We start from the raw sequence: 26,991 nt of genomic DNA, 5'->3' as shown, positions 1-26,991 counted from the left end.
TCTAAATACAAGATCGATAGTTCACCCATTAACTCGCAAGGAGAAATAATGAAGCGAAGAAGTACGAAAGAAAACCTTTTGAAGGCATCTGTGGGAGACGGCGCAGCCAACGATCCCAAGGACGTCCTAATCGTCGAATATCTATTCAATATCTGCAACAGCGTCATTCGCCGGCCGTTTCCGGAATCCGGGCGTTGTTCCACTGATTTGATCATGGAAATTCGGCGCTTTCAGCGCAACGAACTTAGATATCCTCATGCCGACGGGCGCGTCGATCCGGCGGGTAGAACTCTCCACGCCTTGGTCGAAAAGGCGCGGACGCTACGGCCTAAACGTACCGATCTGAACAAATCGTCGCGCCCCTATCTGGCCGGAGGATCTTGGTGCGGTCCCAGTGGTGAGGTCGCCGGATTATTGGAATTCTTGGAATTTAAAAGGCCGCCTGCCAGCCAGCAAACGCAAGAGCCCGGTACAGCGCACCGCGCGGTTGTTGATAGCTATTTGTCCTTGCGGGAGCGCGCTGCGGCCGGCAAGCTTCACCGTCTCAAAGCGGTCGTCAATAGTGGCGGTTCATTTTCCAAGTTGACCGATGCGGATTTTCAGGCCGCGTTGGTGGCTCTGGGTAACGGCATTACCCTGGCCATGGTCAAGGCCTTTGCCGAAGTGGAGTCGGGCGGGAAAAGCGGATTCGGCCCCGCCGGCCTGCCGGTCATTGCCTTCGAAGGGCATTGGTTTAGGAAATTGACGAATAAGAAATACGACCAAACGCATCCCATGCTGTCTTACAAATATGTCAAGAAAGCGGGGCCGGAGTGGCAAGCCAATAATAAGGATCAGGAAACCGCCTGGAAAACCCTCAACGACGCCATCGCCTTGGATTCCGACGCTGCGTTGCAGGCTTGTTCGTGGGGTATGTTTCAAGTAATGGGCTTCAACTTCAAAGATTGCGGCTTTAGCAAAGTCGAGGACTTTGTGGCATCCATGAAAGCGGGCGAACGCGGTCAACTCGATGCTTTCGTTGGCTGGTGCAAGGCCAAACCTGCTCGCTTACAAGCCCTTAAAGACAAGAAATTCGCGACCATTGCGACCTTATACAACGGAGAGGATTATGGAAATTATGATGTTTTGCTTGAACAAGCCTACAAGCGCCACGGGGGAAGCTGATCATGTTTAATCGTTTTGGTTTCATCATGGCAATATTGATGGCGACCGATGTCGGAGCCGTCGAAACCAACCAATTTCACTCGGGTGTTTATGAGCAACTCCGCTTGGCGGTGGCGCCGGACGGCCAAATTACCGGTTACTATCGTGAAGAGCAAGGGGAAGGCGTGAGCAAAACCTGCAGCTTTTACCTGCGTGGACAATCAAATGGAGATTCGGCCTCGCTGACGACATGGAATGTTGATCACTTTCCCGGCGAACTCCGCATCCAGGCCGCCGGAGTCAATTTGAAGGTGGAGCACGGTAACGAACATCCAGGATGCGGAATGCTGTTGCCACCGGCCATCGAACAAGGCCTGAATTACGATAAGGTGACGGAAACCCAATGGACTGAGTTGAGGGTCATATCGAGTCCCAAGACTTACTTCCATTCCGAACCTAAGGCTGACGCCAAACTCAAGTCTTATTTGGTGAAAGGGGATGTTGTTGGCGTGGTGGGTGCCGAGGGAGACTGGCTGCAGGTTGAGTACCCAGGGACAAAGAAAATGATCCGCGGCTGGATCAGTAACAGTGATTTAGCCGTATTTAAGTCAGGTCAATAGTCGTAGGCAAGATTCCCCTCTACGAGGAGGGTTTTGCTACCCAGCCATAAACATTTAAATATGGTCAAAGCAGCCATCCCCGTTTATAGCCGGTTGAAAAACCCGTCTGAAGATTCATGGGGCTTTGTTTGTTAAGCGCGTAAAATTCCGTTTTTCCAGTCCAGTTGGTCATGGATAGTGGCATCGAATCACAAAGCAGATTATCTCTGTTGGTTTTAGTTTTGCCCTAAAATACGCGCAATTCAACGCCTGCTCAATCAATACGAGATAAACATGACGGAAACCGACCTAGAGATGGCGCCGCAATACGACCTGTCGGCCTTGGTCATTCCGTTATTGAAAGGAGTGATCTACCAGGAAAGCGACGGCGGTTTGTGGAACGCCTTGCTGAATCTGCAGGCCAGGGTGCGGGATTACGTGGCGGTGTTGGGTTTGGAGTTGGTGTTGGATGAGGCCGAGGGTTATGCGTTTTTGCGTTCGCGGCAGGCGGATGCCGAAGACGACGAAGCGGCCGCCAAGTTGCCGCGTTTGATCGCGCGCCGGCCGTTGTCGTTTCCAGTCAGCTTACTGTTGGCCTTGCTGCGCAAGCGTTTGGCCGAGTTCGACCGCGGTGGCGGCGAGACTCGGTTGGTCTTGTCGCGCGAGGACATCGTCGAGTTGATCCGGGTGTTTTTGCCGCCACGCAGCAACGAGGCGCGGCTGATCGATCAGATCGAAACTCATATCAACAAGGTGGTCGAACTGGGTTTCTTGCGCAAACTCAAGGCGGCTTCCGGGCAGTCGGCCAATTATGAAGTCAGGCGGATATTGAAAGCTTTCGTCGATGCTCAATGGCTGTCGGAATTCGACGCCCGGCTGGCGGAGTATCAAACGCAGTTAGTTAGCGGCGGGGAAGGCGGAGAGTGATTGTTCGTAGATTGATCCCCGCCGCTCTTTCTCGCCGGGATAATCCCGTTAGGTATATCGTGGTTTATCCCCCTCTTTTTCAAAGAGGGGCTAGGGGAGATTTTCTAAATAAATCCCCCTCGATCCCCCTTTTGCAAAGGGGGAGGCTCCTTAACCTAAGCGGCATTCGCGCAGGGAGGGAGTACGTCCATTCCGTTTTACAGCGTCTTGACCAAAATTCCGCCGCGCCATGACCATCAATAACGACCTGCAATTCTCCCTGGACTTCGTCGACGACGACGCCTTGTCCGGCTTTCGTTTGCAACGCCTGGAAGTCTATAACTGGGGAACCTTCGACGGCCGGGTTTGGGTCTTGCATTTGAATGGCCGCAACGCGCTGTTGACCGGCGACATCGGTTCCGGCAAATCGACGCTGGTCGATGCGGTGACCACTTTATTGGTGCCGGCTCACCGTATCGCCTACAACAAAGCCGCCGGCGCGGATGCCAAGGAGCGCAGCCTGCGTTCCTATGTGTTGGGCCATTACAAATCCGAGCGCAACGAGGTCAGCGGCAGCGCCAAACCGGTGGCCTTGCGCGGCGACAATAGTTATTCGGTGATATTGGGCGTATTCCACAACGCCGGCTACGACCAGACCGTGACTTTGGCGCAAGTGTTCTGGATCGCCGACCGCCAGGGTCAACCGGCGCGGCTGTATGCCGGTTGCGAACGCGACTTGAGCATCGCCGCCGACTTCGCCGATTTCGGCAGCGACATAGGCCAATTGCGTAAAAAGTTGCGCGGCCTGGGCGCCGAGTTGCACGACAGCTTTCCGCCTTACGGTGCCTGGTTTCGCCGCCGCTTCGGCATCGACAACGAACAGGCGCTGGAACTGTTCCATCAAACCGTATCGATGAAATCGGTCGGCAATCTGACCGACTTCGTGCGTAGCCACATGCTGGAACCCTCAGAAGTCGCGCCGCGCATCACCGCGCTAATCAATCATTTCGACGACCTGAACCGCGCCCACGACGCGGTTCTGAAGGCCAAACGCCAAGTTGGCTTGTTGACGCCCTTGGTCGGCGACTACGACAAACACACGCAATTGACCGAACAAACCGAGGAACTGCGCGCCTGCCGCGAGGCGCTGCGGCCTTATTTCGCCGGTCTAAAGCTCGGCTTGCTGGAAAAACGTTTGGCCGGTTTGGCCGACGAGTTGAGCAAACAAGGCGCGCAAGTGGAACGCTTGAGCGAACGCAAGCAGCAACAGCAAAGCGAGGAACGCGAACTGCGCCGCAACATCGCCGACAATGGCGGCGACCGCATCGAGCGCATCGCCGAAGACATTCTGCGCCTGCAAGGCGAACTGAGCCGCCGCCGCGACAAGGCCAAACGTCACGAACAACTGGTGCGGACCTTGGACTTGCCGGCCCCGGAAGACGCCGACGCCTTTCTGGCCCAGCAACAGCAATTTGCCGCTTTGCAGGACAGCGCGGCGGCGCGCGAGGCGAATTTGCAGAATCTAGCCAGCGAAACCGGCGTCGCCTTCGCGCAAGGGATGAAGGAACATCAAGCTTTGCAAGCCGAAATCGACAGCCTGAAGGCGCGCCGCAGCAATATCGACGATATTCAAATCCAACTGCGGCGGATGCTGTGTTCGGCGCTGGGCTTGGCTGAAGACGAGATGCCTTTCGCCGGCGAACTGATACAGGTGCGCGACGAGGAAAAGGACTGGGAAGGCGCGGCGGAACGGTTATTACGCAGTTTCGGCTTGTCGCTGCTGGTGCCGGAGCAATATTATGCCGCAGTCGCCGAATGGGTGGACCAGACTCATCTAAAGGGCCGGCTGGTGTATTTTCGGGTGCGCCCAGGCCAACGCGCCGAACTGCCGAATCTGCATCGCGATTCCTTGGTTCACAAGCTGGCGGTCAAGCCGGATTCGGCATTTTACGACTGGCTGGAGCGGGAAATCGCCCACCGTTTCGACGTGGCCTGTTGCGCGACGCCCGAACAGTTCCGCCGCGAACAAAAAGCCATCAGCCGCGCCGGCCAGATCAAGGCGCCGGGCGAACGCCACGAAAAAGACGACCGCCACCGCCTCGACGACCGCAGCCGTTATGTGCTGGGTTGGTCGAACTCCGCCAAGATCGCCGTGCTGGAACATAAAGCCAAGGTTCTGGAAAACCAGTTGGCCGAGCTGGCCGCCCAATTGGCGCAACTGGACAAGGCAGCAACGGCCGTCAAAGAACAATTGAAAACCTTGTCCAAACTGGACGAATACCGCGACTTCCGCGAACTTGACTGGCGGCCGCTGGCCGGTGAAATCGCCAGACTGGAAGACGAAAAGATGCAGTTGGAGTCGGCGTCGGATCTGCTTAAGCAACTCACCGAGAGTTTGAATACCTTGGTCGAGACCTTGCAGGATACCGAGCGGCAGCTGGAGGAGCACAAGGATAGACGTTCGAAAACTGAACAGAAAAAAACCGACGCAGAATTACTGCTGCAACAAACCCAAACCCTGCTCGACAAAGCCGGTGATGCTCATGCCGAGCGTTACCCCAAACTGGAGGCGATGCGGCCGGAAGCCTTGGGCGAATATCATTTGTCGGTGGAATCCTGCGACAACCGCGAACAAGACATGCGAGGCTGGCTGCAGACCCGCATCGAAAACGAGACCAAAAAGCTCAATTATCTGCGCGACAAGATCATCGACGCGATGCGCGGCTATTGCGCGGCCTTCCCGTTGGAAACCCAGGAAGTCGACGTCGGCATCGCCGCTGCCCACGAATATCAAACCATGCTGGAAGGTTTACAAAGCGACGACTTGCCGCGCTTCGAGGCTCGCTTCAAGGAATTGCTCAACGAAAACACCATCCGCGAGGTCGCTAACTTCCAGTCGCAACTGGCCCGCGAGCGGGAAACCATCAAGGAGCGCATCGCCCTGATCAACGAGTCCTTGACTCAGATCGACTACAACACCAACCGCTTCATCGTGCTGGAAGCGCAACCGACGCCGGACGCCGACGTGCGCGACTTTCAAAGCGAGTTACGCGCCTGCACCGAGGGCGCGCTGACCGGTTCCGACGACGAGCAATATTCGGAAAACAAGTTTCTGGAAGTCAAAAAAATCATCGAGCGTTTTCGCGGCCGCGAGGGCCAGGCCGAGCAAGACCGGCGCTGGACAGCCAAGGTTACCGACGTACGCAATTGGTTCAATTTCGGCGCCAGCGAGCGCTGGCGGGAAGACGGCAGCGAACACGAGCATTATTCCGACTCCGGCGGTAAATCCGGCGGCCAGAAGGAAAAACTGGCCTACACGATACTGGCCGCCAGTCTGGCTTATCAGTTTGGTTTGGAATGGGGCGCGGTGCGTTCGCGTTCCTTCCGCTTCGTGGTGATCGACGAGGCCTTCGGCCGCGGCTCCGACGAATCGGCGCAATACGGCTTACGGCTGTTCGAAAAGCTCAATCTGCAATTGCTGATCGTCACGCCGCTGCAGAAAATTCACATCATCGAGCCCTACGTCGCGGCGGTCGGCTTCGTGCATAACGAGGAAGGACGTGCGTCCAAGCTGCGCAATTTGAGCATCGAAGAGTATCGTGCCGAACGCGCGGCACGCGGCGGATGAGCAAGCCGGCCTGGACCTCGCCGGCCGAGTTGCGCGGCGAACTGGACAAACGCTGGCAGCGCGGGCAAATCCTGACGGAAAGCTTGGCGCCCAGCGGATTGTTTCCGCTGCGGATTCCGTTAAAACCACCCAGCCCGGCGCAACTGGCCGCCGATTTCACCGCCGTACAGGTTTGGGTGGAGCCTTGGTTGGCCGTTGACGCCAAGCATTTTGCCGTCGAATGGCGCGACATCAATCATCGGCTGTCGGGGCGCAACCGTTTGCCGGCGGCGGTGGTTTTCGACAAGCCGGACGACGCGGCGGCGTATTTGAAAAAAGCCAAGGAATTGGCGGTTTTCGGGCAATTGGCGGCATCGCTGGTTGACGATTTCGCCGCCCTGCGGCCTTGGTTATTGAAATATCCGTTACGTGTCTTGGAGCACGCCGACGAATGGCAAAAATTGTTGAGCGTGGCTGGCTGGGTCGTAAAACATCCTCGGCCAGGCATTTATCTACGCCAAACCAGCCTGCCCCGTATCGACAGCAAATTCATCGAAAGCCGCAAGAAGTTGCTTGGCGAATGGCTGGATTTGCTGTTGCCGGCCGCGGCGATCGATGCTACGCAAACCGGCGTCGCCGGCTTCGAGTTGCGCTACGGCTTTTTGGCGAAGCCGGCGACGATTCGTTTCCGCTTACTGGATAGCCGGCTGCGGATTGCCGGCTTGAGCGATCTGACGGTGACCGCCGGGGAATTCGCGACTTTGAATTTGCAGGTCAAGCGGGTATTCGTCACCGAAAACGACATCAACGGCCTGGCGTTTCCGCCGTTTGCCGATAGCATGGTGATCTTCGGCAGAGGCTACGGGTTCGATGCCTTGGCGCAAGCCGAATGGTTGAAGGATAAGGAAATTCACTATTGGGGTGACATCGACACCCACGGCTTCGCTATCCTCAGCCAGTTTCGCCAGCATTTTCCGCAAGCCCAATCCTTGCTGATGGACGAGGCCACTTTAATCGCGCATCGCTCGCAATGGGTCGAAGAAGCTAGCCCGATTAACGCCGAATTGGCTTATTTGACAGTGGACGAGGCGGCGCTATACGACGTGTTGCGGGATCATCGTTATGGCCGTGGGCTGCGCCTGGAACAGGAGTATGTCAGCTTTGCGCTACTGTCGGAACGGCTGGCGGCGCTGGATTTGCTAACGGCTGGCGGCGAGGGCGCGTAGCGGTGAGTGCGTATTTCGTGGATGTTTGGCAAGGCAGATTGAGCGTATCTGCCGACACATTAGCGCGATTGGCGTCGCGATTATCGGACGACGAAATGTTGAAGGCGCAAGCGATCAAGCTTCCAACCTTACGTGATCGCTACGTTGCCACGCGCGGCATGTTGAGAGAAACGCTGGCCGGCTATTTGGCGGCCGATCCGGCGACGTTAAAATTCGTGTCCGGCCCCTACGGCAAGCCGGGTTTGATTGATGAGCCTTTACAATTCAATATCTCGCATACTGCTGATTTATTGTTAATAGCCATCGCTAATTTTGCTGACATTGGAATTGATGTGGAGACGGTTAAGCTGCGGCGCAATTTTGAAAATTTGGCGCAGCGTTGCTTTTCCGTGCGGGAGTATCAAGATTGGTGCGAACTGCCGGTGGAGTGGCAGGCGGACGCATTTTATCGGTTATGGACCAAGAAAGAGGCCTTTGTCAAAGCAGTCGGTCGCGGAATTGCTTTGGGCTTGGAGCAATGCGAGTTTGCAGTGGAGGCGGGTGGGCAGTTGCGAACTATTCCCGACGAGTATGGTTCGGCCAGTGCGTGGCTGGTTCACGAATTGAGTGTTGCTGCTGTTAATTCGGCCCTTAGCGTTTCGTGTTCCGGCGGTGGCTTGAGTTTGGCTCCTGAATTAGAGTCCGGATTTGGCGGTGATGACGGCTCTGGAGTATTGCAGAACCGAGTCGGCAACAACTGCGCGGCATTGGTTACGCCGGCCCGGTGCTATGCTTTGCGGCGGTTGTTGCTGCAAGCCGATTGAGGCTTACTGAAGCCTCGCAATCGGCTTGCAGCGATCGAAAACCCTTTGTGGTTTGTCCCGTCTATGTGGTTGCATTTGCCGGCTATGTGGGTTTTGTAACAAATATCTCTTCCTGTTATTAACGCGCCCCTCTGAATAATTGCCTTTGTTGAGCCACACAGGGCGCCGGATTGCTCACTAAAAGCGGTTTGCCGGCTTTGTTGCTGTCAATTAGTAACTTGGAACGGGATTTGCTGAGTAGACTAAAAAACGGACTATTTAGTGAGGTTGATATGACTATACACATTGCATCCATGATGCCGGACCGTGCGCTTGACGAGAGTGTCATCGCCAAAGCTATTACGAAAATTGCCGTTGATTTGGCAAGATTTCGTGATGAGCCGATACAAAAACGGACGCCGATCCTGGACTTGATATTTCTATTACCCAGCCGCCAGGAGAGGGCTGATTTCGAGGGTTTGCGTTTGCATTCGTTCGATAAAACCTCGCAGACTTTGCGGATAGAATGTGCCGTACCGGAAAAAATGGTGGCATCCACTCACGCTGAGCGTTTTGTGGTCGCGGTGATAATGGACACCATTGATGCCGCTGCAGAATTTTTCACCGAGCAGCGCATATTGTTTAATGCAGCCGGGCATTTGGCATTGGCGGAGGCGCTGGTGGTGCGTGAACACTATGCGATCAATTAATCGATAACTGAGTTTATCGAAGGGCGCGCCCGTCTGGGCTTCGGCGAGCTCAGCGCGAACGGAATACCCGTGATAAATAGCGCCGGGTTAATAGTGGCCTGCTTGAGCTGGATCGGTCAAGTCCAGTAAGCTAACCACATTCAGTTTGATCGCTAACCGCGTCAACTCGATGTCGCTGTTCACTCCCAGTTTGTTTTTGATCAGGTAATGGCAGTTGCCGACGGTTTTCCGGCTGATGTTAAGCGTATTGGCAATCTCGTCTTGCGTGTTGGCTTCGACCAGTAGGCGCAGAATTTCGAATTCTCTGGCGGTTAAACTATTCAGTGCTATCGAATCATTGCCGAGTTTTTCCAACGCCAACGCTTGGGCGATGTCGGTGCTGAGAATGTGTTTGCCAAGATAGACGTGCCGGATCGCCTGCAACAGCAAATCCGGTGTGCTGCTTTTGGTGACATAACCCAAAGCGCCGGCACGGCAGGCTTGGCGGGCAAAGCTGGGGTTTTGATGCATACTGAAAACCAGTATCCTGGCTTTGTGGTCGCGTTGTTTGAGGCGGCCTATCAATTCCAGGCCGCTTGAGCCGGGCATGGTTAAATCGGTTACGACCACGTCGGGTTGGCATTCCTTGTATAGGCAATAGGCGTCTACGCCGTTCGCGGCTTCGGCAATGACCTTTAAGTCTGTTTGTTTGCTGAGCAGCGAGCGGTAGCCCTCCCGGACTATTGCGTGATCGTCTACCAGCAAAATACTGATAGTGGTTTGCTCAGTCATTGGGCGCTCTCCGACTGCGCTGTTGGCAAGCGGGCTTCGATTATCAGACCATGCGGCTTGGCTATGCTTAAATTGAATTTGCCGTTTAAGGCAAGGATGCGTTCGCGCATGCCCAGCAAGCCTATGCCGTCGCCTGGCACAAACGGCAAAGTGCTGGCGTTGCCGTTGTCTTGTATGGTGATCGATGTCTCGGTGCCGTTGATTGTTAGTGTAATATCGGCTCGGCTGGCAGAGGCATGTTTGGCGATATTGCTGACGGCCTCTTGGGTGATGCGAAACAGACTGATTGCCAGCGATTCCGTCAACGTTCTGCAATCGCCGATGATGCGCAGGCTAAAGTGCGTCTTGCCCAGACGGTTCCAGCTTGCCACCAGGGTGCACAGGCTGGCGTCCAAGCCTAATTCTTCCAGCTCCGCCGGGCGTAAGCGAGTCAATAAGTTCCGCACACTTTGTTGCATGGCTTGGGTAAAGCGGGATATTTGCTCGGCCTCTGTGACTAGCTCAGGACAATTTTGCTGCGCCGTTTGAGCGATGACCGTCGTGACGGCGTGGATTGCAGTCAAGCATTGGCCTAATTCGTCGTGAAGTTCGCGTGCCAGGCAGTGGCGTTCCTCTTCCTGCAAGTTCATCAACATCACAGCCAGTTTTTGCCGTTCCGCTAAGAGTTGTTGCTGATTGTCGGCGAGTTGGTTGATTGCCGTGGCGGTGTGCCGCCATTCCACTAAGTCGAACGCGGGTAGTCGGAACGCCAAATCGCCTGTACTGAGCCGGTTTAATCCCGCCACAATAGTCTGAGCGGGAAGTAAGGCCCGGCTGATGGCCAAGTAAACCAGCAAGCAAACCGCTGTGATCGTTACCGCCGACAACGCCAGTAAATCTCGGACGTCGTCCCAAGCGCGGGTTATTGACAACTCTGCGCTAACCGAAACAGTTAATACGCCGTAAGCCTGGCCGTTGTAAGTTATCGGCCGCTGCCAGTCGAAGTTCGGTCCAAAAATTCGTCGATATAGTTCGGAAAAATACTCAGGATAGTGATGGGTGGACAAGTCGATGCCTTTGCAGTAGTTCCGCATCGTTTCGCCGTCATTAGCCAGATAGCTGGCACAAATGCCCGGTTCGCTAGCGGTCTGTTTCCATAAGTCAAAATCCGGGAAGGGGTTGGCCGGGTTTTCGCCCGCGCTGGCTTTGAATAACTGTAACTCCAGTTGTTTGCCCAGCGCGGCTAAGGTGTTTTGTGCTTGCGCTGCCGATTGTTGAGCGCTGCGATGCAGCACATAAGTCAGCGTCGCGAGTAAACACAGTAAGGCTACCCCCGCAATGCGGGTTAACAAATACAGTTTTAGATTCATGATCGATTCGTGGCGCGCTGATAGTCGGTGGATGTTGCTGAAAAGGCATTTTAGGTAGTTGAGTGGGTGCTGAATAGCTTGATAGCGAGATGCGGGCAATTTGCCCGAGTTTGCCGGGTGAATGTCGGCTTACGGGCGGCAGTTGCTTACTTAAGCTGAGATCCTCTAAATCGGCTTAATTGGGAGGCTCAACATGCTTAAAACAGTGACTGTCAGAAATATTATGGCTATACCGCGCGAAGCGGTATGGTCTGCGATGGCCGGTATTGGGGGTTTGGAGCGATGGTTTCCGGTGAGTCGTTATCTGGGTTCGGAGGTATTATGAATATTGTCAGCTTGATTAAATGCGTGTCGTTGGTTGTGGGTATGTCAGCCGCAGAGGTCAACGCCGCGCCGCGGATAGCGGTTTTGGATTTTGAATTGAACGACATAACGTCGCTGCCGAACACGTCGACGGAAATTAGCCGCACTTCCAGTATGGCGCCTTTGTTGATGGCAGCCTTAAGCCGGTCGGGTGCTTATCAAATCGTAGCTGTCGATGCGGAAAGTCAGAAAACCGCCAACAGCGGCTTTGGCTACTTGTTTCGCTTTCACGATTTGGCAGCAGACTTGGGGCAGCAGCGGGGTGCGGATTGGGTGCTGGTTGGTCAACATAGCAAACCGAGCTTTTTGTTCTCGTATCTGTGGGTATATTTGATCGACGTTAATAAGCGAGCGGCGGTAGCGCGTTATGACATCGAGTTGAAGGGTAGTCATCAGAAAGTCACTCAGCACGCTATCGATACCTTGGCTGGAAAGATCAGAGCTACGCTTGCTGGGCACAGGGTCAATTAGTTTTACGGTTGCAATAGGTATAAAAAAAGCCGCTGAGTAGCGGCTTTTCTTTGTTCCCAATAAGAAACGTTTAACGTTTTGAGTATTGAGGACGTTTTCTGGCTTTGTGCAAGCCGACTTTTTTACGTTCAACTTCACGAGCATCGCGAGTTACGTAACCGGCTTTTCTCAATGGTGGTCTCAAGGCTTCGTCGAAAACCATCAATGCACGGGTCAGACCGTGGCGAATGGCGCCAGCTTGGCCTGAAGGGCCGCCGCCGGTAACGACGATGTTGATGTCGAAATCACCGGTTTTACCCAACAACTCCAAAGGTTGTCTGGCAATCATTTCGTCGGTTTTGCGGCCGAAATATTGTTCAACAGGGAGTTTGTTGATGGTGAATTTTCCTGAACCGACTGTGGCGTAGACGCGAGCGATTGCGCTTTTGCGACGACCTGTTCCGTAGTATTGAGCTGCCATAAACTATCTACCTGCTTAGAATTCTAAAACTTTAGGTTGCTGAGATTGATGATTATGCTCAGAACCTGCGTAAACTTTCAATTTTTTGAACATGGCGCGGCCCAATGGATTTTTGGGCAGCATGCCTTGTACGGCGGTGGTGATGATCCGGTCCGGGAAAGTTTGTCTTAACTTGCCCAAAGAAGCTGACTTCATGTTGCCGACATAACCGGTATGGCGGTAATACATTTTGTCTTTTTCTTTGTTGCCGGTCACGCCGATTTTTTCGGCGTTGATGACGATGATGTAATCGCCGGTGTCAACGTGTGGTGTGAATTCGGGTTTGTGTTTTCCGCGAAGACGTCGTGCAATTTCAGTAGCAAGGCGACCTAATGTCTTTCCTTCTGCATCAATCACGTACCAATCGCGCTTAACTTCTGCGGGCTTTGCACTAAATGTTTTCATCTTTGCTTTTTAGTCTGTTGAGGCTATAAAAACCGTGAATTGTACTTAATAGGGGCGTTAACTTCAAGTCCAATTAAAGCTTAATTTTCAGGGAGTGCAATTTTCGGTATAAGTGCGTGCGCTCCATGCCGATAGCCGATGCCAGTTTGGCGACGCTGCCGCCGGTTTTTTCGAAATGATATTCCAGGTAGGATTTTTCGAAATGGTCGCGGGCTTCCTTCAGCGGCAAATTAAAAAACTCCGGTACATTCAAGCCTAGTTTGGGTTGTTCGGCGATCGAACCCAGCGCGGTTTTGACTTCGTCAAGCTCAATGTCGTCGCCGGCACCGAGTATCATCAGCCGCTGTACCAGATTACGCAGTTCGCGTACATTACCCGGCCAGCTGTAATTACGCAAATAATTTTGCGCGGCCATCGAGAAACGCCGGAACGGCAGCTTTTCCTGGGTGACGAAATGATCGACATAAAAATTCAACAGGCTGGGTACGTCTTCACTGTGTTCGCGTAGCGGCGGAATCTCCAGTGTCACGACGTTCAGCAAATAGTAAAGATCCTGACGGAAGCGGCCGCTGTTGACTTCTTCTTCCAAAGACATGCGGGTGGAAGCGACGACTCGTACGTCAACACGCACCGCTTGGCTGCCGCCAACCCGCAGGAACGAGCTGGATTCCAGCGCACTGAGCAAGCGAGTTTGAGTTTCCGGGTCCATGCCGCCGATTTCACCCAGAAATAGCGTGCCGCGATGAGCTTGTTCCAACAGGCCGCGATATACTCGGCCGTTGTCTTCGCGGCCGAAAAACTCCACCGCCGAGTTTTCCGGGGAGATACTGCCGACCGACACATCAACAAACGAGCCGTCGCGCCGCGAACTATTGTTGTGCAAATAGCGGGCGAACATTTCCTTACCGACCCCGGCTTCGCCGACGAATAACACTCTGGCGTCGTGCTGAGCCAGGCGCTTTAACTTATCCTTGGTACGTTCCACCACCGCGCTTTTGCCGACCGGGTCCACGCCTATCATCAGCTGTTGTTTCAAGCCGGCGTTTTCGCGCTGCAAAGAGCTGGTCTCCAGTGCGCGTTCGACGATCAGCAGCAACTTAGCCAGCGATAATGGCTTTTCCAAAAAGTCGTAGGCGCCAAGCCGAGTCGCTTCCACGGCTGATTCCACTGAGGCATGTCCGGACATCATAACCACCGGACATAGTGCGTCATCTTCGCTGACCCATTCCCGCAGCAGCGTGATGCCGTCGCTGTCCGGCATCCAGATGTCGAGCAGGATCAGATTAGGCGGGCGCTGATTTTTCAGGGCTTTAGCTTCCGTGGCGTTTTCCGCCATGGCGACATCGTAACCTTCATCCTCAAGAATTTCCGACACCAACTGACGAATGTCCTGCTCGTCATCGACCACCAAAATATACGGTGCTTGCTTATTCATTTAAAGTTCCCAAATTCAAAAACCGGCAGCTGGAGTAAAAACCCCGCGCCGCCATTATAAGACGTATCCACCCAAATCACCCCGCCATGTTCTTCCACGATCTTTTTGACAATAGCCAGGCCCAGGCCGGTACCTTTGGCCTTGCTGGTTACGTAGGGGTCGAAAATGGTTTCAAGCTGTTCCGCGTTCAAGCCGTTGCCGTTGTCGTAGATGCCCAATTCGACATAGTCGGTGTTGTTCCGGCTGACTTTGGCGATTTTGATCTCGATGCGGCAGGGCGCCGTGGTGGCCTCTTGGGCGTTTTTGATCAGGTTGTGCAGTACTTGGCGCAGGCTGACCGGGTCCGCTTCGACCAGCACCCGGTCGCTTGCAAACTTGGTGCTGAAAACAATGCCGGAGGGCAGGTATAAAGCCACGACTTCCTGAATCAGATCAACCAGATTGATTTTTTCCACTTGTTTCTTGGACGGGCGGGCGTATTCGGAAAAATCGTCCACCATCCGCTTCATGGCTTCCACCTGTTGGACGATGGTGCGGGTGCCGCGTTGCAGAAATTCGGCGGAACCGTCCTGTAATTCCTTGGAGAGCTTGTGCTGTAAACGCTCGGCGGACAGTTGGATCGGCGTCAACGGATTTTTGATTTCATGCGCCAGACGCCGCGCCACTTCGCCCCAGGCTGCGTTTTTCTGTGCCTGAATCAGGTCGGTGACATCGTCGAACACTACCACCGCGCCGGTGCGGGCGCCGTGCTGCGAGAACAGTGGCGTACCTCGGCACAACAGTTCCTGACGGCCGTTGGGGCCGAGAAACACGATGCGTTGCTCCCAAATATCGTCGGCTTTTTCCAGCAGGCTTTGGATCGCATTCAGTACATCGGCCAGTTCGCTGTGCAGGGTCGCCAAAGTCGGTAAAGTCTCGCCGACGAAATGACTGACCGGGATATGTAAAATCCGGTAGGCGGCCTGGTTGGCGGTACGGATGTAAAAGGCGGCGTCAAAACTGATGACCCCGGCCGTGAGATTGGCCAGGATGGTTTCCAGATACGCGCGTTGGTTTTCCACTTCCAGACCGGCAACACGGGTTTCGTCGCGGGAGCGGGCGATGCGCCGGGTCATTTGATTGAAGGATTCCACCAAAAAGCCCAGATCATCCTGATTCATCACCGGTAGTTGTTGCTGATAATCGCCGTCGGCGACCGCTTGCGTGCCTTTTACCAGCTCTTTAACCGGCGCGACGATGTTGCGGATGCTGATAAAAGCCACCCAAATCGCAGCCAACAGGCTGAGCAGCAACACCAGCAGCAGGATTAGCGAGAAGCTGGTTTTCAGTGAGTCGCGCAGGAAATTCATTTCCTGGTAACGGATGAAGGCAAATTCAATCGAGTCGGCCAAGTCGGTTACCCGCACCGGAATCGGAAACAAGGCTTGCAAAAATCGGCTTTGATCCGCTTCGATAGCCACGATGATACGTACCAGCATTTCATCATTATCGCCGGGATCGAAAGCAAAATATTCCTTATTCTGCCGCAGCTGTAGCCAGATTTGTTCATCGGGAAGGTGCGGCAAAATATCGCTGGGGTTGACGCTGCTGGAGGCCAATACCCGGCCTTGGTTGGAAAATACCGCAATCTCCAATGCCCCGGAATCCGCCCACAGCGAGCCCACTTCCATCGCGATCAGGGCCTCCGATTTGTCGCGGAGTTGATCGGCCATTTGCTTGGTTTGCTTGATATGCCAGTTCATGCGTTGATTCAGCGAGGACTGGCTCAACTCCAGTGCATCGTCCATCGCCCGGTCTACTTCCACGTTAAACCAGCTGTCTATGCCTTGATGCAGAAATTGCACTGAGAAATAAAACACGATGGCCGCCGGCGCCAAAGCCAGCAACACGAACAAGGACACCATGCGCGTGGTCAGCCGAGAGCCGGCCTCCTTTTTCTTTAATTCCCGCACCAGCGAATAGGTGTTGAACGCCACCAAGCCCAGCAAAATCACCGATCCCAGCGTGTTGATGACCAACAGCCAGGAATACATTTCGCCGAGTTCCGATGATTCTTGGGTGGCGCTGCTCATCAATTGCAGCGACAGCAATACGAAGCCGAACAGCAGGATAATCGTGGCGCTGGCCGGTAATTTTATTTTTGAATGGGCCATGTGTGCCAGGCGCTAGAAAGAAACCACTGGTTGTCCAGATAGGCGACCGGACGCAGCGGTATTGGCAACTGCTCGCGGTTGAATTGAGTTTTTACCGCCAGCAGGTAAGGCGTGCCGGCTGTCACTTGTTCGGCGGGAATTGGCATGCTGTCATGCACGGCCGCCATGAAATTCATGGCCGCGCTCAAGGTTAAAAACATTTCGCTGCGGTCGAACGGGGTTTGCACCACATATTGATTCAGCAAGGCATGGAATTGCAGGCTGTAAGTCAGTTTGTGTTTATGGATTATCGTATCCCACAGCACCCCGGGTTGGCGCAGTTCTATCGCGACGTCCCAGGTTAACCGCACACCTTTGTGCAGCGCTTCTTTGGCAGTCGGACTGAGCTGGTAATCGATATGAGCCTGCACGTCATAACCGTCATCGACACGATCCAAATCGGCATATTCGATGCGCGCGGCATATTCTCCGGCTTCAGCCATGCCTGGCGCAATGTGCAGGCAGAGCATCAATGCCGCGTAACTAAGGGGCTTTGTAAAGCTTGGCATAATAAAAGCCGTCCATTTGCCGGTCACCGGTGATGATTTGCCGGCCGTGCGGACGGGACATGCCCCAGTGCGCCTCGATATGAATTTCGCTGGCATTGCTATGCCGAGCCAGGAAAGCGGCGATTTGCTCTTCGTTTTCCTGTTTTAGGACCGAACAGGTGGCATACAGCAAGATGCCGCCGGGCTTCAGTAATTGCCAGGCGTTATCAAGAATCTTGGTTTGCAGCGCTTGCAGGGCGGCAATATCGTCGGCGCGGCGCAGTAATTTGATGTCCGGATGCCGGCGGATCACGCCGAAGCCGGAGCAGGGCGCGTCCAGCAGTATCCGGTCGAATTGGCGGTCGCCAGCCCATGATCCGGATTGACTGGCATCGGCGGCTAAGGTTTCGGCTTGTAAGTTTAAGCGCTGTAAATTATCGGTCACGCGCTGCAGGCGTTGTTGATCGACATCGACCGCCAACAGGCCGCCCAAAGCGGGTTGGTGCTCCAGAATCGCCGCCGTCTTGCCGCCCGGCGCGGCGCATAGATCCAGCACCTGTTGGCCGGGTTGCGCATCAAGCAGTTCTGCGGCCAGTTGGGCGGCAGAATCCTGTACTGAAACTCGGCCTTGACTAAAGGCGGGCAATTGCTCGACGGCCAAGGCTTGGTCTAGTCTTATCGCCGTCTCGCAGCAGTCTACCGGTTGGGCGGCGATGCCTTGCGCGGCAAGTTCGTCCAGATAAGCGGCTCGGTTGCCTTGCAACAGGTTGACACGCAAAGCCATCGGCGGTGCCTGGTCGTTGGCGTGGAGGATTTTTTCGTAATGTTCCGGCCAGTCGTGCTTCAGCACATCCACTATCCAGTTCGGATGGTTGTAGTGGGCTTGGGTGTCCGCGGCGCAGGCTTGCTGCAAGGTTTCGGCCTCGCGTAAATATTGTCGGAGTATTGCGTTAACCAAAGACTTGGCCCAAGGTTTATGGCTGGTGGCGGCGACCGTTTCCGACACGGCGGCGTGCGATTTAACCCGCATGTGTTGCAGTTGATACAGGCCGATTAGCAGCAATGCTTTAATGTCGCCGTCTTTTTGTTTGAGCGGCTTGCTGAGCAAGCGGCCCAGCATAAAATCTAGTGCGTAGTAATGGCGGATGACGCCGTAGCACAAGGCTTGGACGAAAGCTCGGTCTTTGACATCCTTGATTTTGGGCAGGCCGTGTTCCAGCGCGGCGGTCAGTGATTGGCCGTCGTTGAGAACGTGGGCGAGTATCTGTGCCGAGCAGCCGCGCAGATTCATAGGCCAAGCATAACGCGGTCAGAGGGGTGGGCATTCATAAAGTCTTTGCCGGATATGCGTTTGCCACCGGGGAGTTGCACTTCCAGCAGGCGCAGCACACCGTCGCCGGTGGCGACATCCAGTGCATGTTCCGCGCAACTGATGGTGCCGGGTGCTTGTTCTGCGGGTCGATCAAGCACCTGGCTGCGCCAGACCCGCAATACTTGGCCTTGATACAGGGTTTGCGCCACCGGCCAGGCATTCAGGCCGCGGACTTTACGATCCAGTTCTACAGCAGAGTTTTGCCAATCCAAGTTGGATTCCTGTTTTTCCAATTTGTGGGCGTAAGTAACCAGCGCTTCGTCTTGCGGTTCGGCTTGCAACGAGTCATTGGCTATCTGGTCGACCACTTTAACCAGCCCTTCGGCGCCCATTTGCGCCAATTGATCGTGCAGGCTGCTGGATGTGGCGTCGGCGCTGATCGGGCATTCGGCTTTGTATAGCATGTCGCCGGCATCGAGTTTTTTTACGACTTTCATGATGGTGATGCCGGTTTTAGCGTCGCCCGCCATGACGGCTCGGTGAATCGGTGCCGCGCCGCGCCAGCGCGGCAGCAGCGAACCGTGCACATTGATACAGCCTTGTTGAGGTATGTCCAAAACCGCTTGCGGCAGAATCAAGCCGTAAGCGACGACGACCATTAAATCGGCATCCAGTGCCGCTAATTGGGCGATAGATTCTGGGCTTTTGAAGTTTTCCGGCTGATACACCGGAATGTTGGCGGCTACGGCCAGGGCTTTGACCGGGCTGGCGGTCAGCTTGCGGCCGCGTCCGGCGGGGCGGTCGGGCTGAGTATAAACCGCGCAGACTTGATGCGGCGAATCCAGCAAGGCTTGTAGGGTAGGAACCGCAAAATCCGGCGTACCGGCGAACACGATTTTCATGAAATGTCCTGATTAGCCTTGCGACTTGTGAATTTTATCCAACTTAGCTTTGATACGGTTGCGCTTGAAAGCCGAGAGATAATCAACGAATAACTTGCCTTCCAGATGATCCATTTCATGCTGAATGCAGACAGCCAACAAGTCGCGCGCTTCCAGTTCAAAGCTTTCGCCGTCGCGGTTTAACGCCTTGACTTTGATATGTTCGGCGCGGCTGACTTTTTCGAAAAAGCCCGGTACGGACAGGCAGCCTTCTTCGGACTCTTCGACGCCGTCGCGCTCTATGATTTGCGGATTGATCAGGCAGATCGGTTCGTCCTTGTTCTCGCTGACATCCATCACGATCACGCGCTTATGCACATTTACCTGGGTAGCCGCCAAGCCCACGCCCTTGGCGGCGTACATGGTTTCGATCATGTTATCGACCAAGGTTTTGATGCTGTCATCGACTGTGTCTACCTCGGCCGCGACGTTGCGCAACCGTTTATCGGGAAACTCCAGAATTTTAAGAATACTCACCCATCACTCCACTTGCGAACTGTAATAGCGGGATTTTATCCGAAATTGCCTTGGGTTTGAATGTGAAGACTAAATAGGGCCGTGTTTAGTCTGGAACGGCTCGTGCTGGCATAATGCCCGAATTAATCTAAACTGTGCGGCAAATCGATGGTTGATTTTCTACGCATTTGTTTCAAATTGGACTGGGCGGCATGCAAAGCAGCGGCGCTTGCCGATTTTGCCTTTGGACGCTTCGTCCGGCGGATTTTGAACGGTTTTATAAGCTCTGGCAGGATAAATTATGTTTTTTCGCGCGATACTGGGAATATTGATACCACTGGTTTTTGCCGCAGTGGCTTGGGCCGACGAGCTGAAAATAAACCCCAATCATCCCGATCAGTACACGGTTGTTAAAGGTGATACCTTGTGGGACATTTCCGGGAAGTTTTTACAGCACCCCTGGGAATGGCCGCAGCTATGGCATAACAATCCGCAAATCAAGGATCCGCATTGGATCTACCCGGGCGACACCTTATATTTTTCCTACGTGAACGGTGTGCCGCGCTTGAGCTTCTCACCGGATGGTAATGACGAAAAACTGTTGCCGCGCGTGCGCGAGTCAGATATTGATCAAGCCATTAAAATGATTCCCAGCGATGCCATCGTGCAATTCTTGAATTCGCCGAAAGTCGTCACAGCGGAGGAGTTGCAGCAGGCGCCTTATGTCATCGGCTTTGTCGGTGAACATTTGATCGCCGGGGCAGGAGACGGTGTTTACGTTCGGGCCATCGAAAACCCGCCAGGCTTGGGGTATACCATTTACCGGGCAGGCAAGGCCTATGTCAGTCCGGTTACCAAGGAAATTTTGGGCTACGAAGCGCAATATATCGCTGATACCACGCTACAGGAACCGGGTGATCCGGCCACCTTGCTGATTAATAAATCCGATATGGAAATTCAACGCGGCGACCGCTTGATGCCTACTTCTGAGGGTGAGTTAGCCTTAAATTATTTTCCAAGACCGCCTAAACATCAGGTGGTGGGCAGCATCATTCAGGTGAAGGGTGGTGTGTCGCAGATCGGTCAGCGCGATGTAGTGGTTATCGATAAAGGTACTGCCGACGGTTTGGAAGTGGGGCATACCTTGGATGTGTATCGCAAAGGGCATGTCGTCGTGGATAGGTATCAATCCCAGGAAGCTGTGGCGGTGAAAATGCCGGATGAACTGGCTGGCGTGTTGATGGTATTTCGGCCGTTCGAACGGGTTAGCTATGCTTTAGTGATGCAGGCAACCGCTGCGATGCACACGCTGGATAGAGTGCAGACACCCTAATGGATGCCCGAGCTAACGATATTCAATCGGGTTGGTTTAAGCCGCTCCGGTTTGTTCTTTAACCTGTTTTGGAAGCCGCGCTCAATCCGCAAATCAAGTACTGGCTGGCGATGCTGCGTAGTCCCGGCGTCGGCAGTCAGGCCATTCAGCGCTTGCTGGCACATTTTGAGCCAGAACAGATATTCTCGGCGTCGCGAACCACTTTAACTGGCTTGGGTTTCAGCGAAAAGCTCATCAATGCGCTGCAAAAACCGGATTGGCAAAAGGTCGAAGACGATATTGGTTGGCTGGAGCAAGCCGGAAATTATGCGTTGACCTTGGACGATGCCGACTATCCGGCGCAACTGAGAGAAATTGCAAATCCTCCCCCGGTTTTATTTGTTAAAGGCAATCCTGCATTGTTGCTAGAGCCGCAGTTGGCAATAGTTGGTAGCCGTAACCCTTCTCCCGTCGGCGTCAGCACGGCAATTCAATTTGCAGAGACATTGGCTGCAGCTGGGTTTGTCGTAACCAGTGGCTTGGCCTTGGGCATTGATGCCGCGAGTCACCAAGGTGCTTTAAACGTAAACGGGCAAACCATAGCCGTGGCCGGCACCGGTTTGGATCGCGTTTATCCGGCTTGCCATAAGCAATTGGCTACCCAAATAGTTGAGCATGGTGCGCTGGTCTCCGAGTTTCCACCCGGTACTGGTGCCAAAGCCAATCACTTTCCCAGGCGAAACCGCATCATCAGCGGTTTGTGTGTCGGATTGTTGGTGGTCGAGGCCGCCCAGCAAAGCGGTTCGTTGATCACCGCGCGCTTGGCGCTTGAGCAGAATCGTGAGGTTTTTGCGATTCCCGGTTCGATCCACAACCCTTTGGCGCGCGGTTGTAATGCGTTAATTCGCCAGGGCGCCAAATTAGTTGAAACCGCGCAAGATATTTTTGAGGAATTAGGTCATTATAATCAAAGGTATATGCGATCCGAGTCGGAATTAGCGCAGACTTCGCTTGACCTGGAGCAGCAAAATCTATTGAAATTGATTCCGTACAGTCCCACAACGGTCGATGCTCTGGTCCAAGAAAGCGCTTGGTCGGCGGAAGAAGTTTCCTCGACGCTGTTGGTGCTGGAGTTACAAGGCTACATTGCCGCACTTGCCGGTGGTGGCTACCTCAGAGTCAAATAAAGGTTCTAATGAAAGAAGATATTTTCGATGTGCTCATTTATCTGTTTGAGAATTATCTGGATGGCGACAGCGATAACTATCCGGATACTGCCGTGATTGCCAGCGAGTTGCTGGATGCGGGTTTTCAGCAGCCTGATGTCAACAAGGCGTTCGATTGGCTGGAATCTTTAGCTGAAATTGAGAGCATCACACCGGCGGTTTCCTCTTCGTTCCGCATTTTTAGCGGTCAGGAAATCTCCGTGTTCGACATGGAATGCCGGAATTTCTTGATGTATCTTGAGCACAGCGGCATCTTGACACCGATTAATCGCGAGATAGCGATTGATCGGGCAATGGCCTTGAAAGACGAAAATATTACGCTGGATAAATTGAAATGGATTGTATTGATGGTGTTATTAAGTCAACCCGGCGATAGTGCCGCTTTTTCCCGAATGGAAGACATAGTTTACGACTTGATACCCACTTCTTTACATTGATTTTTCTACGGATAGCATGAGCAAAAGTTTAGTCATTGTAGAGTCGCCGGCAAAATGCAAAACCATCGAAAAATACCTGGGTAAGGACTTCCAGGTATTGGCCTCTTACGGTCACGTCCGCGACTTGATTCCCAAAGAGGGCGCGGTCGATCCGGAAAACGGTTTTGCGATGAAATACCAGGTGATTGATCGCAACCAACGCCATCTGCAAGAGATAGGCAAAGCGATAAAAAATGCCGATACACTTTATCTGGCGACTGACCCTGATCGCGAAGGCGAGGCGATTTCCTGGCATGTGTTCGAGCATCTCAAGGAAAAAAAACTGCTAAAAGACAAGGAAGTGCGGCGGGTGGTGTTTCATGAAATCACCAAAAAGGCCGTCACCGAGGCTATCGCTCACCCCACCGAGCTATCCAATAATCTGGTCAATGCGCAACAGGCGCGGCGAGCTTTAGACTATTTAGTCGGTTTTAATTTATCGCCGTTGCTGTGGAAAAAAATCCGCCGCGGATTATCCGCTGGTCGCGTGCAAAGCCCGGCGTTGCGGATGATCGTCGAACGCGAAATGGAAATCGAGGCGTTCAAGACTCGTGAATACTGGTCGCATACCGCCGAAGCCAGCGCACAAGGGTTGCCGTTTAAAGCCAAATTAACGCATTTCAACGGCGAAAAACTGAATCAATTCAGTTTTACCAACGAAGCGCAAGCGACTGAAGTCAGGCAAAACTTATTGGAAGCCGCCGATGGTCAGCTGATCGTCGCCAAGCTGGAAAAAAAGCAACGCAGTAAAAATCCGGCGCCGCCGTTTATCACTTCGACCTTACAGCAGGAAGCAGCTCGCAAGCTGGGTTTTACCACCAAGCGGACCATGATGGTGGCGCAACAGCTTTACGAGGGTATCGATTTGGGCGGTGAAACCGTCGGTTTGATTTCCTATATGCGTACCGACTCGGTTAATTTGGCCGAAGAGGCGCTTGCCGATATTCGGGCGCTGATCGCGGAAAAATATGGCGCCGATGATGTGCCGAAAGAGCCGCGCCGTTTCAAAACCAAATCTAAAAACGCTCAGGAAGCTCACGAGGCTATTCGGCCGACGTCCGTGCAGCGTTTGCCCGAACAGGTGAAAGACCGGCTCAGCGCGGAGCAATTCAAGCTCTACGATCTGATCTGGAAGCGTACCGTCGCCTGCCAGATGATCCACGCCACCTTGAATCAAGTGGCGGTCGATCTGAATTGCGGCAGCGATAAAAACGTATTTCGTGCCACCGGCTCTACGGTAACCAATCCCGGCTTCATGAAGGTGTATCTGGAAGGCGTGGACGACAGCAAGGAGGCAGCCGACGATCAGGATAGCCTGTTGCCGCCGATGGAAGAAGGGCGGCCTGTTGTATTGAATGAAATTGCAGCTACCCAGCACTTCACCGAGCCACCTCCGCGTTACAGCGAGGCGAGTCTGGTAAAAGCCTTGGAAGAACATGGCATCGGCCGGCCGTCCACTTATGCGACGATAATCTCGACCTTGCAAAACCGCGAATATGTGACGATCGACAACAAGCGGTTTTATCCGACCGACGTGGGGCGTATCGTGAATAAGTTCTTGACCGAGCATTTCACGAAATACGTCGATTACAGTTTTACCGCTAATCTCGAAGACGATCTGGATGCCGTGTCACGTGGCGAGAAGGATTGGATTCCGTTGATGAACGACTTCTGGCGGCCGTTCACGCAGTTGATCACCGAGAAAGAAGAGAGTGTGCAGCGCAAGGATGTGACTCAGGAAAGTATCGACGAAAAATGTCCGGAGTGCAGCAGTTCGCTGTCGATTCGTTTGGGGCGGAATGGCCGTTTTATTGGATGTACCAATTATCCGACGTGTTCGTATACACGAAATTTGGGGGATGACAATGCCGGCGCTACGTCTGCGGAACCGGAAGTGGTGGAAGGACGGGTGTGTCCGAAATGCGAGTCGACGCTGGTTATAAAGACTGGCAAGTATGGCAAGTTTGTCGGTTGTAGTGGGTATCCTAAATGCAAACACATCGAGCCCTTGGAAAAGCCTTCAGATACCGGGGTTGAATGTCCGCAGTGCAAGAATGGGGCGATCCTAAAACGCAAGGCGCGCAGCGGGAAGATTTTTTATTCTTGCTCGGAATATCCAAAATGCGATTATGCCTTGTGGGACGCGCCGATCAAGGAAAGTTGCCCAGATTGTAATTGGCCGATTTTGACCTTGAAAACCACCAAGCGCCGTGGCACCGAAAAAGTCTGTCCGCAGAAAGAGTGCAAATACGCAACACCGTACGAGGGTGATCCGGACGACGCAAACGGACCGGCTTGAGCCTAGGGTAGTGCGACTGTTTGCCCGACCTTAATTGCGTGTTTGTCGATAAAGCCGGCTGGTAGTTCCAGTATGTATCTGGCCGGGACTTTTGAATCATAAATTCGGCACGGGTCTTTGGCACAGGGCTGTAAATCTTTTAACAGCCCTACAATTTGGCCGCCTCCCGCTAAAAACACCACATCCAAAGCCAGTAGGGTATTTTTCATCCATACCGCGCGATGGGTCTGATCCGGATAGACAAACAGCATGCCCTGGTCCTCGGCAAGTGTCTGCCGAAACATCAGTCCGTGCTCGCGTTCGCTTTCGTTAGCGGCGATAGCCGCGTAGACGATACGTTGTTGATCTACAAATGTGATGGGGTGGTTGAACTCGGTAAACCCGTTTGCTGAAGCCTGTGCGCTACTGAGTGTCATAATAAAAGCGATGCCGAAAATGGTGCTGGAAAGATAAGAGTGCATGCGCGATGTCAATAATATAAGGTTGTCTTTAAAGATGCGGCTGATTATAATGCCGCGTTCAATTATTTAGCGAGCGTGGCGAAATTGGTAGACGCGCTGGATTTAGGTTCCAGTGGTAACCCCGTGGGAGTTCGAGTCTCCCCGCTCGCACCATATCCTGCGTTATTCGTAACGATACGACCTTAAGTTCCCCAGATCTAAACATCGCCGGCCGGTCTCCCAAAATATAAAACCGTATTTTTAATTTTTTGAGGTAATGCAATGCAAGTTTCTGTCGAGAAGACATCAGAGTTAAGCCGAAAAATGACTGTTAGCATTCCTGATGCCGTGGTTCAGGAGAAAATGGAAACTCGCTTTAAAAAACTCGCGCGCGAAGTCAAAGTGGACGGATTCCGTCCGGGTAAGGTGCCCGCGAGCATGGTAAAAAAGTTGTACGCCGATAGAGTGAGAAACGAAGTAACCGGTGACTTGATTCAATCGACTTATTTTGAAGCGTTGCAACAACAGGATTTAAACCCCGCCGGTCATCCGCATATCCAGCCTACCGAGAAAGCCGAAGGTTTTGAATATATCGCCGAGTTCGAAGTTTATCCGGAGATCGTTCTGGACGGCGTTAGCGCATTGAAAGTGGATCGCCCCTCAGCAACTGTGGAAGAGGCTGATGTCGATAACATGATCGAAAAACTGCGTCAGCAAAAGAAAACCTGGAATACGGTCGAGCGCGCTTCGCAGGATGCTGACCGCGTAACCATTCATTTCTCCGGCGTGGCCGACGGCGAGAATTTTACCGATGGTAAAGTCGAAAATTACCAGGTGGAAATCGGCGGCAAACAAATGATTCCCGGTTTTGAAGACGAATTGAAAGGCTTGGTCGCCGGTGCGAGCAAAACCTTTTCTGTGACATTTCCAGAGCAATACAACAGTGAAAAATTAGCCGGCAAAGTGGCCGAATTTGAGATCGAATTGGTTAAAGTAGAAGAGCCGGTTTTACCTGTCGTCGATGCGGAATTTATCAAGGCTTATGGCGTTGAAGACGGTGATGCGGCCAGTTTCCGTAGCGATGTGCGGGCTAACATGGAAAGAGAGCTGAACCAAGGTCTGAAAAACAAGTTAAAAAATGCGGTGATGGATGCTTTATACGAGAACATCGTGATAGCGATGCCTAACGCATTGGTCGATCAAGAAATTCAAGCGTTGATGAAGCCTTATGCCGAACGCGCGAAAAACATGCGTTTGAAATTGGAAGACCTGAACTTGCCTAGGGATGCATTTGAAGCTCAGGCCAAGCGTCGAGTGGCCTTGGGCTTGATTCTGGGTGAAATCATCCAAAAGAATGACATCAAGGTCGATGCCGATAAAGTGCGTGCGGTCATTGATGATATGGCGAAGAGTTATGAGCGCCCCGAAGACGTTGTGAACTGGTATTATGCCGACAAGGCCAGGCTAAATGATGTGCAGCAGATGGTCTTAGAGGACCAAGCTGTTGCATGGATTGTCAGTCAGGCTAAAATCACCGACGTAACAGTTGGTTTTGATGATGTCATGGAAAAACAGTAACGAAT

General features: G+C 53.4%; 25 protein-coding genes and 1 tRNA gene. 15 read left to right on the top strand and 11 right to left on the bottom strand.

What is annotated here, in order from left to right; translation table 11 throughout:
* The first annotated feature begins 48 nt into the window (after positions 1 to 48).
* The 7 genes from CWO84_RS03880 to CWO84_RS03850 all read left to right on the top strand — a co-directional run bounded on the left by CWO84_RS03880 (position 49) and on the right by CWO84_RS03850 (position 8,973).
* Entirely contained in the window at positions 49 to 1,164 is a 1,116-nt protein-coding gene (locus CWO84_RS03880) for an N-acetylmuramidase family protein (protein ID WP_033158864.1), read from the top strand.
* A 2-nt stretch (positions 1,165 to 1,166) separates the two neighbouring features.
* Complete coding sequence (locus tag CWO84_RS03875; protein WP_051670424.1) at positions 1,167 to 1,763, top strand: SH3 domain-containing protein; 597 nt, start codon at positions 1,167 to 1,169, stop codon at positions 1,761 to 1,763.
* Between the two features lie 273 nt (positions 1,764 to 2,036).
* A complete protein-coding gene (locus CWO84_RS03870; protein WP_033158865.1) occupies positions 2,037 to 2,669 on the top strand; it encodes a DUF4194 domain-containing protein in 633 nt (210 codons plus the stop codon).
* Between the two features lie 229 nt (positions 2,670 to 2,898).
* Positions 2,899 to 6,276: an SbcC/MukB-like Walker B domain-containing protein gene (locus tag CWO84_RS03865; RefSeq protein WP_101051814.1), complete on the top strand. Its 3,378-nt coding sequence runs from the start codon at positions 2,899 to 2,901 to the stop codon at positions 6,274 to 6,276.
* Entirely contained in the window at positions 6,273 to 7,481 is a 1,209-nt protein-coding gene (locus CWO84_RS03860) for a Wadjet anti-phage system protein JetD domain-containing protein (RefSeq protein WP_101051813.1), read from the top strand. The genes CWO84_RS03865 and CWO84_RS03860 overlap by 4 nt, the downstream gene beginning before the upstream one ends.
* Before the next feature lie 2 nt (positions 7,482 to 7,483).
* Positions 7,484 to 8,284, top strand: a complete 801-nt coding sequence (locus CWO84_RS03855) for a 4'-phosphopantetheinyl transferase superfamily protein (protein ID WP_240348225.1) — start codon at positions 7,484 to 7,486, stop codon at positions 8,282 to 8,284.
* Positions 8,285 to 8,556: 272 nt separating this feature from the next.
* On the top strand, positions 8,557 to 8,973 hold the full coding sequence (locus CWO84_RS03850; RefSeq protein WP_225893035.1) for a hypothetical protein: 417 nt from the start codon (positions 8,557 to 8,559) through the stop codon (positions 8,971 to 8,973).
* An 87-nt stretch (positions 8,974 to 9,060) separates the two neighbouring features.
* Here the strand turns inward: CWO84_RS03850 and CWO84_RS03845 are convergent, their stop codons facing one another.
* Positions 9,061 to 9,744: a response regulator transcription factor gene (locus CWO84_RS03845; RefSeq protein ID WP_033158867.1), complete on the bottom strand. Its 684-nt coding sequence runs from the start codon at positions 9,742 to 9,744 to the stop codon at positions 9,061 to 9,063.
* The gene (locus CWO84_RS03840) at positions 9,741 to 11,093 is read right to left on the bottom strand and encodes a sensor histidine kinase (protein WP_033158868.1); all 1,353 of its coding nucleotides are present in this window, start codon (positions 11,091 to 11,093) and stop codon (positions 9,741 to 9,743) included. Before CWO84_RS03840 ends, CWO84_RS03845 begins: the two co-directional genes overlap by 4 nt.
* Before the next feature lie 193 nt (positions 11,094 to 11,286).
* On the opposite strand from CWO84_RS03840, the gene CWO84_RS25125 reads away from it, so the two are divergent.
* Both CWO84_RS25125 and CWO84_RS03835 read left to right on the top strand, forming a co-directional pair.
* Positions 11,287 to 11,418, top strand: a complete 132-nt coding sequence (locus tag CWO84_RS25125) for a hypothetical protein (RefSeq protein ID WP_256438966.1) — start codon at positions 11,287 to 11,289, stop codon at positions 11,416 to 11,418.
* Entirely contained in the window at positions 11,415 to 11,927 is a 513-nt protein-coding gene (locus CWO84_RS03835; protein ID WP_033158869.1) for a DUF2380 domain-containing protein, read from the top strand. The genes CWO84_RS25125 and CWO84_RS03835 overlap by 4 nt, the downstream gene beginning before the upstream one ends.
* 70 nt (positions 11,928 to 11,997) lie before the next feature.
* On the opposite strand, the gene rpsI is transcribed toward CWO84_RS03835, so the two are convergent.
* From rpsI to def, 8 genes are all read right to left on the bottom strand, one after another.
* Positions 11,998 to 12,387: a 30S ribosomal protein S9 gene (gene rpsI / locus CWO84_RS03830; RefSeq protein ID WP_033158870.1), complete on the bottom strand. Its 390-nt coding sequence runs from the start codon at positions 12,385 to 12,387 to the stop codon at positions 11,998 to 12,000.
* Positions 12,388 to 12,402: 15 nt separating this feature from the next.
* Complete coding sequence (gene rplM / locus CWO84_RS03825; protein WP_020482941.1) at positions 12,403 to 12,831, bottom strand: 50S ribosomal protein L13; 429 nt, start codon at positions 12,829 to 12,831, stop codon at positions 12,403 to 12,405.
* A 73-nt stretch (positions 12,832 to 12,904) separates the two neighbouring features.
* A complete protein-coding gene (locus CWO84_RS03820) occupies positions 12,905 to 14,266 on the bottom strand; it encodes a sigma-54 dependent transcriptional regulator (RefSeq protein ID WP_033158871.1) in 1,362 nt (453 codons plus the stop codon).
* On the bottom strand, positions 14,263 to 16,419 hold the full coding sequence (locus tag CWO84_RS03815; RefSeq protein ID WP_033158872.1) for an ATP-binding protein: 2,157 nt from the start codon (positions 16,417 to 16,419) through the stop codon (positions 14,263 to 14,265). The genes CWO84_RS03820 and CWO84_RS03815 overlap by 4 nt, the downstream gene beginning before the upstream one ends.
* On the bottom strand, positions 16,401 to 16,967 hold the full coding sequence (locus tag CWO84_RS03810) for a DUF4390 domain-containing protein (protein ID WP_240617952.1): 567 nt from the start codon (positions 16,965 to 16,967) through the stop codon (positions 16,401 to 16,403). The genes CWO84_RS03815 and CWO84_RS03810 overlap by 19 nt, the downstream gene beginning before the upstream one ends.
* On the bottom strand, positions 16,942 to 18,237 hold the full coding sequence (gene rsmB / locus CWO84_RS03805) for a 16S rRNA (cytosine(967)-C(5))-methyltransferase RsmB (protein ID WP_101051811.1): 1,296 nt from the start codon (positions 18,235 to 18,237) through the stop codon (positions 16,942 to 16,944). The genes CWO84_RS03810 and rsmB overlap by 26 nt, the downstream gene beginning before the upstream one ends.
* On the bottom strand, positions 18,234 to 19,160 hold the full coding sequence (fmt, locus tag CWO84_RS03800) for a methionyl-tRNA formyltransferase (protein WP_101051810.1): 927 nt from the start codon (positions 19,158 to 19,160) through the stop codon (positions 18,234 to 18,236). Before fmt ends, rsmB begins: the two co-directional genes overlap by 4 nt.
* A gap of 12 nt (positions 19,161 to 19,172) precedes the next feature.
* Positions 19,173 to 19,676: a peptide deformylase gene (def, locus tag CWO84_RS03795; RefSeq protein ID WP_033158876.1), complete on the bottom strand. Its 504-nt coding sequence runs from the start codon at positions 19,674 to 19,676 to the stop codon at positions 19,173 to 19,175.
* A gap of 280 nt (positions 19,677 to 19,956) precedes the next feature.
* Between def and CWO84_RS03790 the strand changes: the two genes are divergently transcribed.
* The 4 genes from CWO84_RS03790 (at position 19,957) to topA (ending at position 24,968) form a co-directional block, all read left to right on the top strand.
* The gene (locus CWO84_RS03790; protein WP_033158877.1) at positions 19,957 to 20,988 is read left to right on the top strand and encodes a LysM peptidoglycan-binding domain-containing protein; all 1,032 of its coding nucleotides are present in this window, start codon (positions 19,957 to 19,959) and stop codon (positions 20,986 to 20,988) included.
* A gap of 68 nt (positions 20,989 to 21,056) precedes the next feature.
* Positions 21,057 to 22,154 (top strand): DNA-processing protein DprA, encoded by a 1,098-nt coding sequence (dprA, locus tag CWO84_RS03785; protein ID WP_225893038.1) that lies wholly within the window; start codon positions 21,057 to 21,059, stop codon positions 22,152 to 22,154.
* A gap of 8 nt (positions 22,155 to 22,162) precedes the next feature.
* Positions 22,163 to 22,630, top strand: a complete 468-nt coding sequence (locus tag CWO84_RS03780; RefSeq protein ID WP_020482932.1) for a DUF494 domain-containing protein — start codon at positions 22,163 to 22,165, stop codon at positions 22,628 to 22,630.
* Positions 22,631 to 22,646: 16 nt separating this feature from the next.
* Complete coding sequence (topA, locus tag CWO84_RS03775; RefSeq protein WP_033158878.1) at positions 22,647 to 24,968, top strand: type I DNA topoisomerase; 2,322 nt, start codon at positions 22,647 to 22,649, stop codon at positions 24,966 to 24,968.
* 2 nt (positions 24,969 to 24,970) lie between these two features.
* Here topA and CWO84_RS03770 read toward each other — a convergent pair whose 3' ends face one another.
* The gene (locus CWO84_RS03770; protein ID WP_101051809.1) at positions 24,971 to 25,429 is read right to left on the bottom strand and encodes a DUF192 domain-containing protein; all 459 of its coding nucleotides are present in this window, start codon (positions 25,427 to 25,429) and stop codon (positions 24,971 to 24,973) included.
* 69 nt (positions 25,430 to 25,498) lie between these two features.
* Between CWO84_RS03770 and CWO84_RS03765 the strand changes: the two genes are divergently transcribed.
* Both CWO84_RS03765 and tig read left to right on the top strand, forming a co-directional pair.
* Positions 25,499 to 25,582: transfer RNA gene (locus CWO84_RS03765), tRNA-Leu, on the top strand.
* 108 nt (positions 25,583 to 25,690) lie between these two features.
* Positions 25,691 to 26,986, top strand: a complete 1,296-nt coding sequence (gene tig, locus CWO84_RS03760) for a trigger factor (protein ID WP_101051808.1) — start codon at positions 25,691 to 25,693, stop codon at positions 26,984 to 26,986.
* Positions 26,987 to 26,991: the final 5 nt, after the last annotated feature.

The sequence above is a fragment of the Methylomonas sp. Kb3 genome (assembly GCF_002834115.1).
GTDB classification, from domain to species: Bacteria; Pseudomonadota; Gammaproteobacteria; order Methylococcales; family Methylomonadaceae; genus Methylomonas; species Methylomonas defluvii.
The sequence above is the reverse complement of the archived record's forward strand: the minus strand, read 5'-3'. Positions and strand labels throughout refer to the sequence as shown.

Bases quoted from the DNA above. Each gene is read 5' to 3' on its own strand.
- CWO84_RS25125 (WP_256438966.1), top strand. From the start codon at position 11,287: ATGCTTAAAACAGTGACTGTCAGAAATATTATGGCTATACCGCGCGAA.
- tig (WP_101051808.1), top strand. From the start codon at position 25,691: ATGCAAGTTTCTGTCGAGAAGACATCAGAGTTAAGCCGAAAAATGACT.
- CWO84_RS03790 (WP_033158877.1), top strand. From the start codon at position 19,957: ATGTTTTTTCGCGCGATACTGGGAATATTGATACCACTGGTTTTTGCC.
- CWO84_RS03875 (WP_051670424.1), top strand. From the start codon at position 1,167: ATGTTTAATCGTTTTGGTTTCATCATGGCAATATTGATGGCGACCGAT.
- fmt (WP_101051810.1), bottom strand. From the start codon at position 19,160: ATGAAAATCGTGTTCGCCGGTACGCCGGATTTTGCGGTTCCTACCCTA.
- rsmB (WP_101051811.1), bottom strand. From the start codon at position 18,237: ATGAATCTGCGCGGCTGCTCGGCACAGATACTCGCCCACGTTCTCAAC.
- CWO84_RS03860 (WP_101051813.1), top strand. From the start codon at position 6,273: ATGAGCAAGCCGGCCTGGACCTCGCCGGCCGAGTTGCGCGGCGAACTG.
- CWO84_RS03770 (WP_101051809.1), bottom strand. From the start codon at position 25,429: ATGCACTCTTATCTTTCCAGCACCATTTTCGGCATCGCTTTTATTATG.
- CWO84_RS03865 (WP_101051814.1), top strand. From the start codon at position 2,899: ATGACCATCAATAACGACCTGCAATTCTCCCTGGACTTCGTCGACGAC.
- CWO84_RS03820 (WP_033158871.1), bottom strand. From the start codon at position 14,266: ATGAATAAGCAAGCACCGTATATTTTGGTGGTCGATGACGAGCAGGAC.
- CWO84_RS03870 (WP_033158865.1), top strand. From the start codon at position 2,037: ATGACGGAAACCGACCTAGAGATGGCGCCGCAATACGACCTGTCGGCC.
- CWO84_RS03835 (WP_033158869.1), top strand. From the start codon at position 11,415: ATGAATATTGTCAGCTTGATTAAATGCGTGTCGTTGGTTGTGGGTATG.
- CWO84_RS03810 (WP_240617952.1), bottom strand. From the start codon at position 16,967: ATGCCAAGCTTTACAAAGCCCCTTAGTTACGCGGCATTGATGCTCTGC.
- rplM (WP_020482941.1), bottom strand. From the start codon at position 12,831: ATGAAAACATTTAGTGCAAAGCCCGCAGAAGTTAAGCGCGATTGGTAC.
- CWO84_RS03840 (WP_033158868.1), bottom strand. From the start codon at position 11,093: ATGAATCTAAAACTGTATTTGTTAACCCGCATTGCGGGGGTAGCCTTA.
- CWO84_RS03845 (WP_033158867.1), bottom strand. From the start codon at position 9,744: ATGACTGAGCAAACCACTATCAGTATTTTGCTGGTAGACGATCACGCA.
- CWO84_RS03850 (WP_225893035.1), top strand. From the start codon at position 8,557: ATGACTATACACATTGCATCCATGATGCCGGACCGTGCGCTTGACGAG.
- CWO84_RS03815 (WP_033158872.1), bottom strand. From the start codon at position 16,419: ATGGCCCATTCAAAAATAAAATTACCGGCCAGCGCCACGATTATCCTG.
- CWO84_RS03880 (WP_033158864.1), top strand. From the start codon at position 49: ATGAAGCGAAGAAGTACGAAAGAAAACCTTTTGAAGGCATCTGTGGGA.
- topA (WP_033158878.1), top strand. From the start codon at position 22,647: ATGAGCAAAAGTTTAGTCATTGTAGAGTCGCCGGCAAAATGCAAAACC.
- CWO84_RS03780 (WP_020482932.1), top strand. From the start codon at position 22,163: ATGAAAGAAGATATTTTCGATGTGCTCATTTATCTGTTTGAGAATTAT.
- rpsI (WP_033158870.1), bottom strand. From the start codon at position 12,387: ATGGCAGCTCAATACTACGGAACAGGTCGTCGCAAAAGCGCAATCGCT.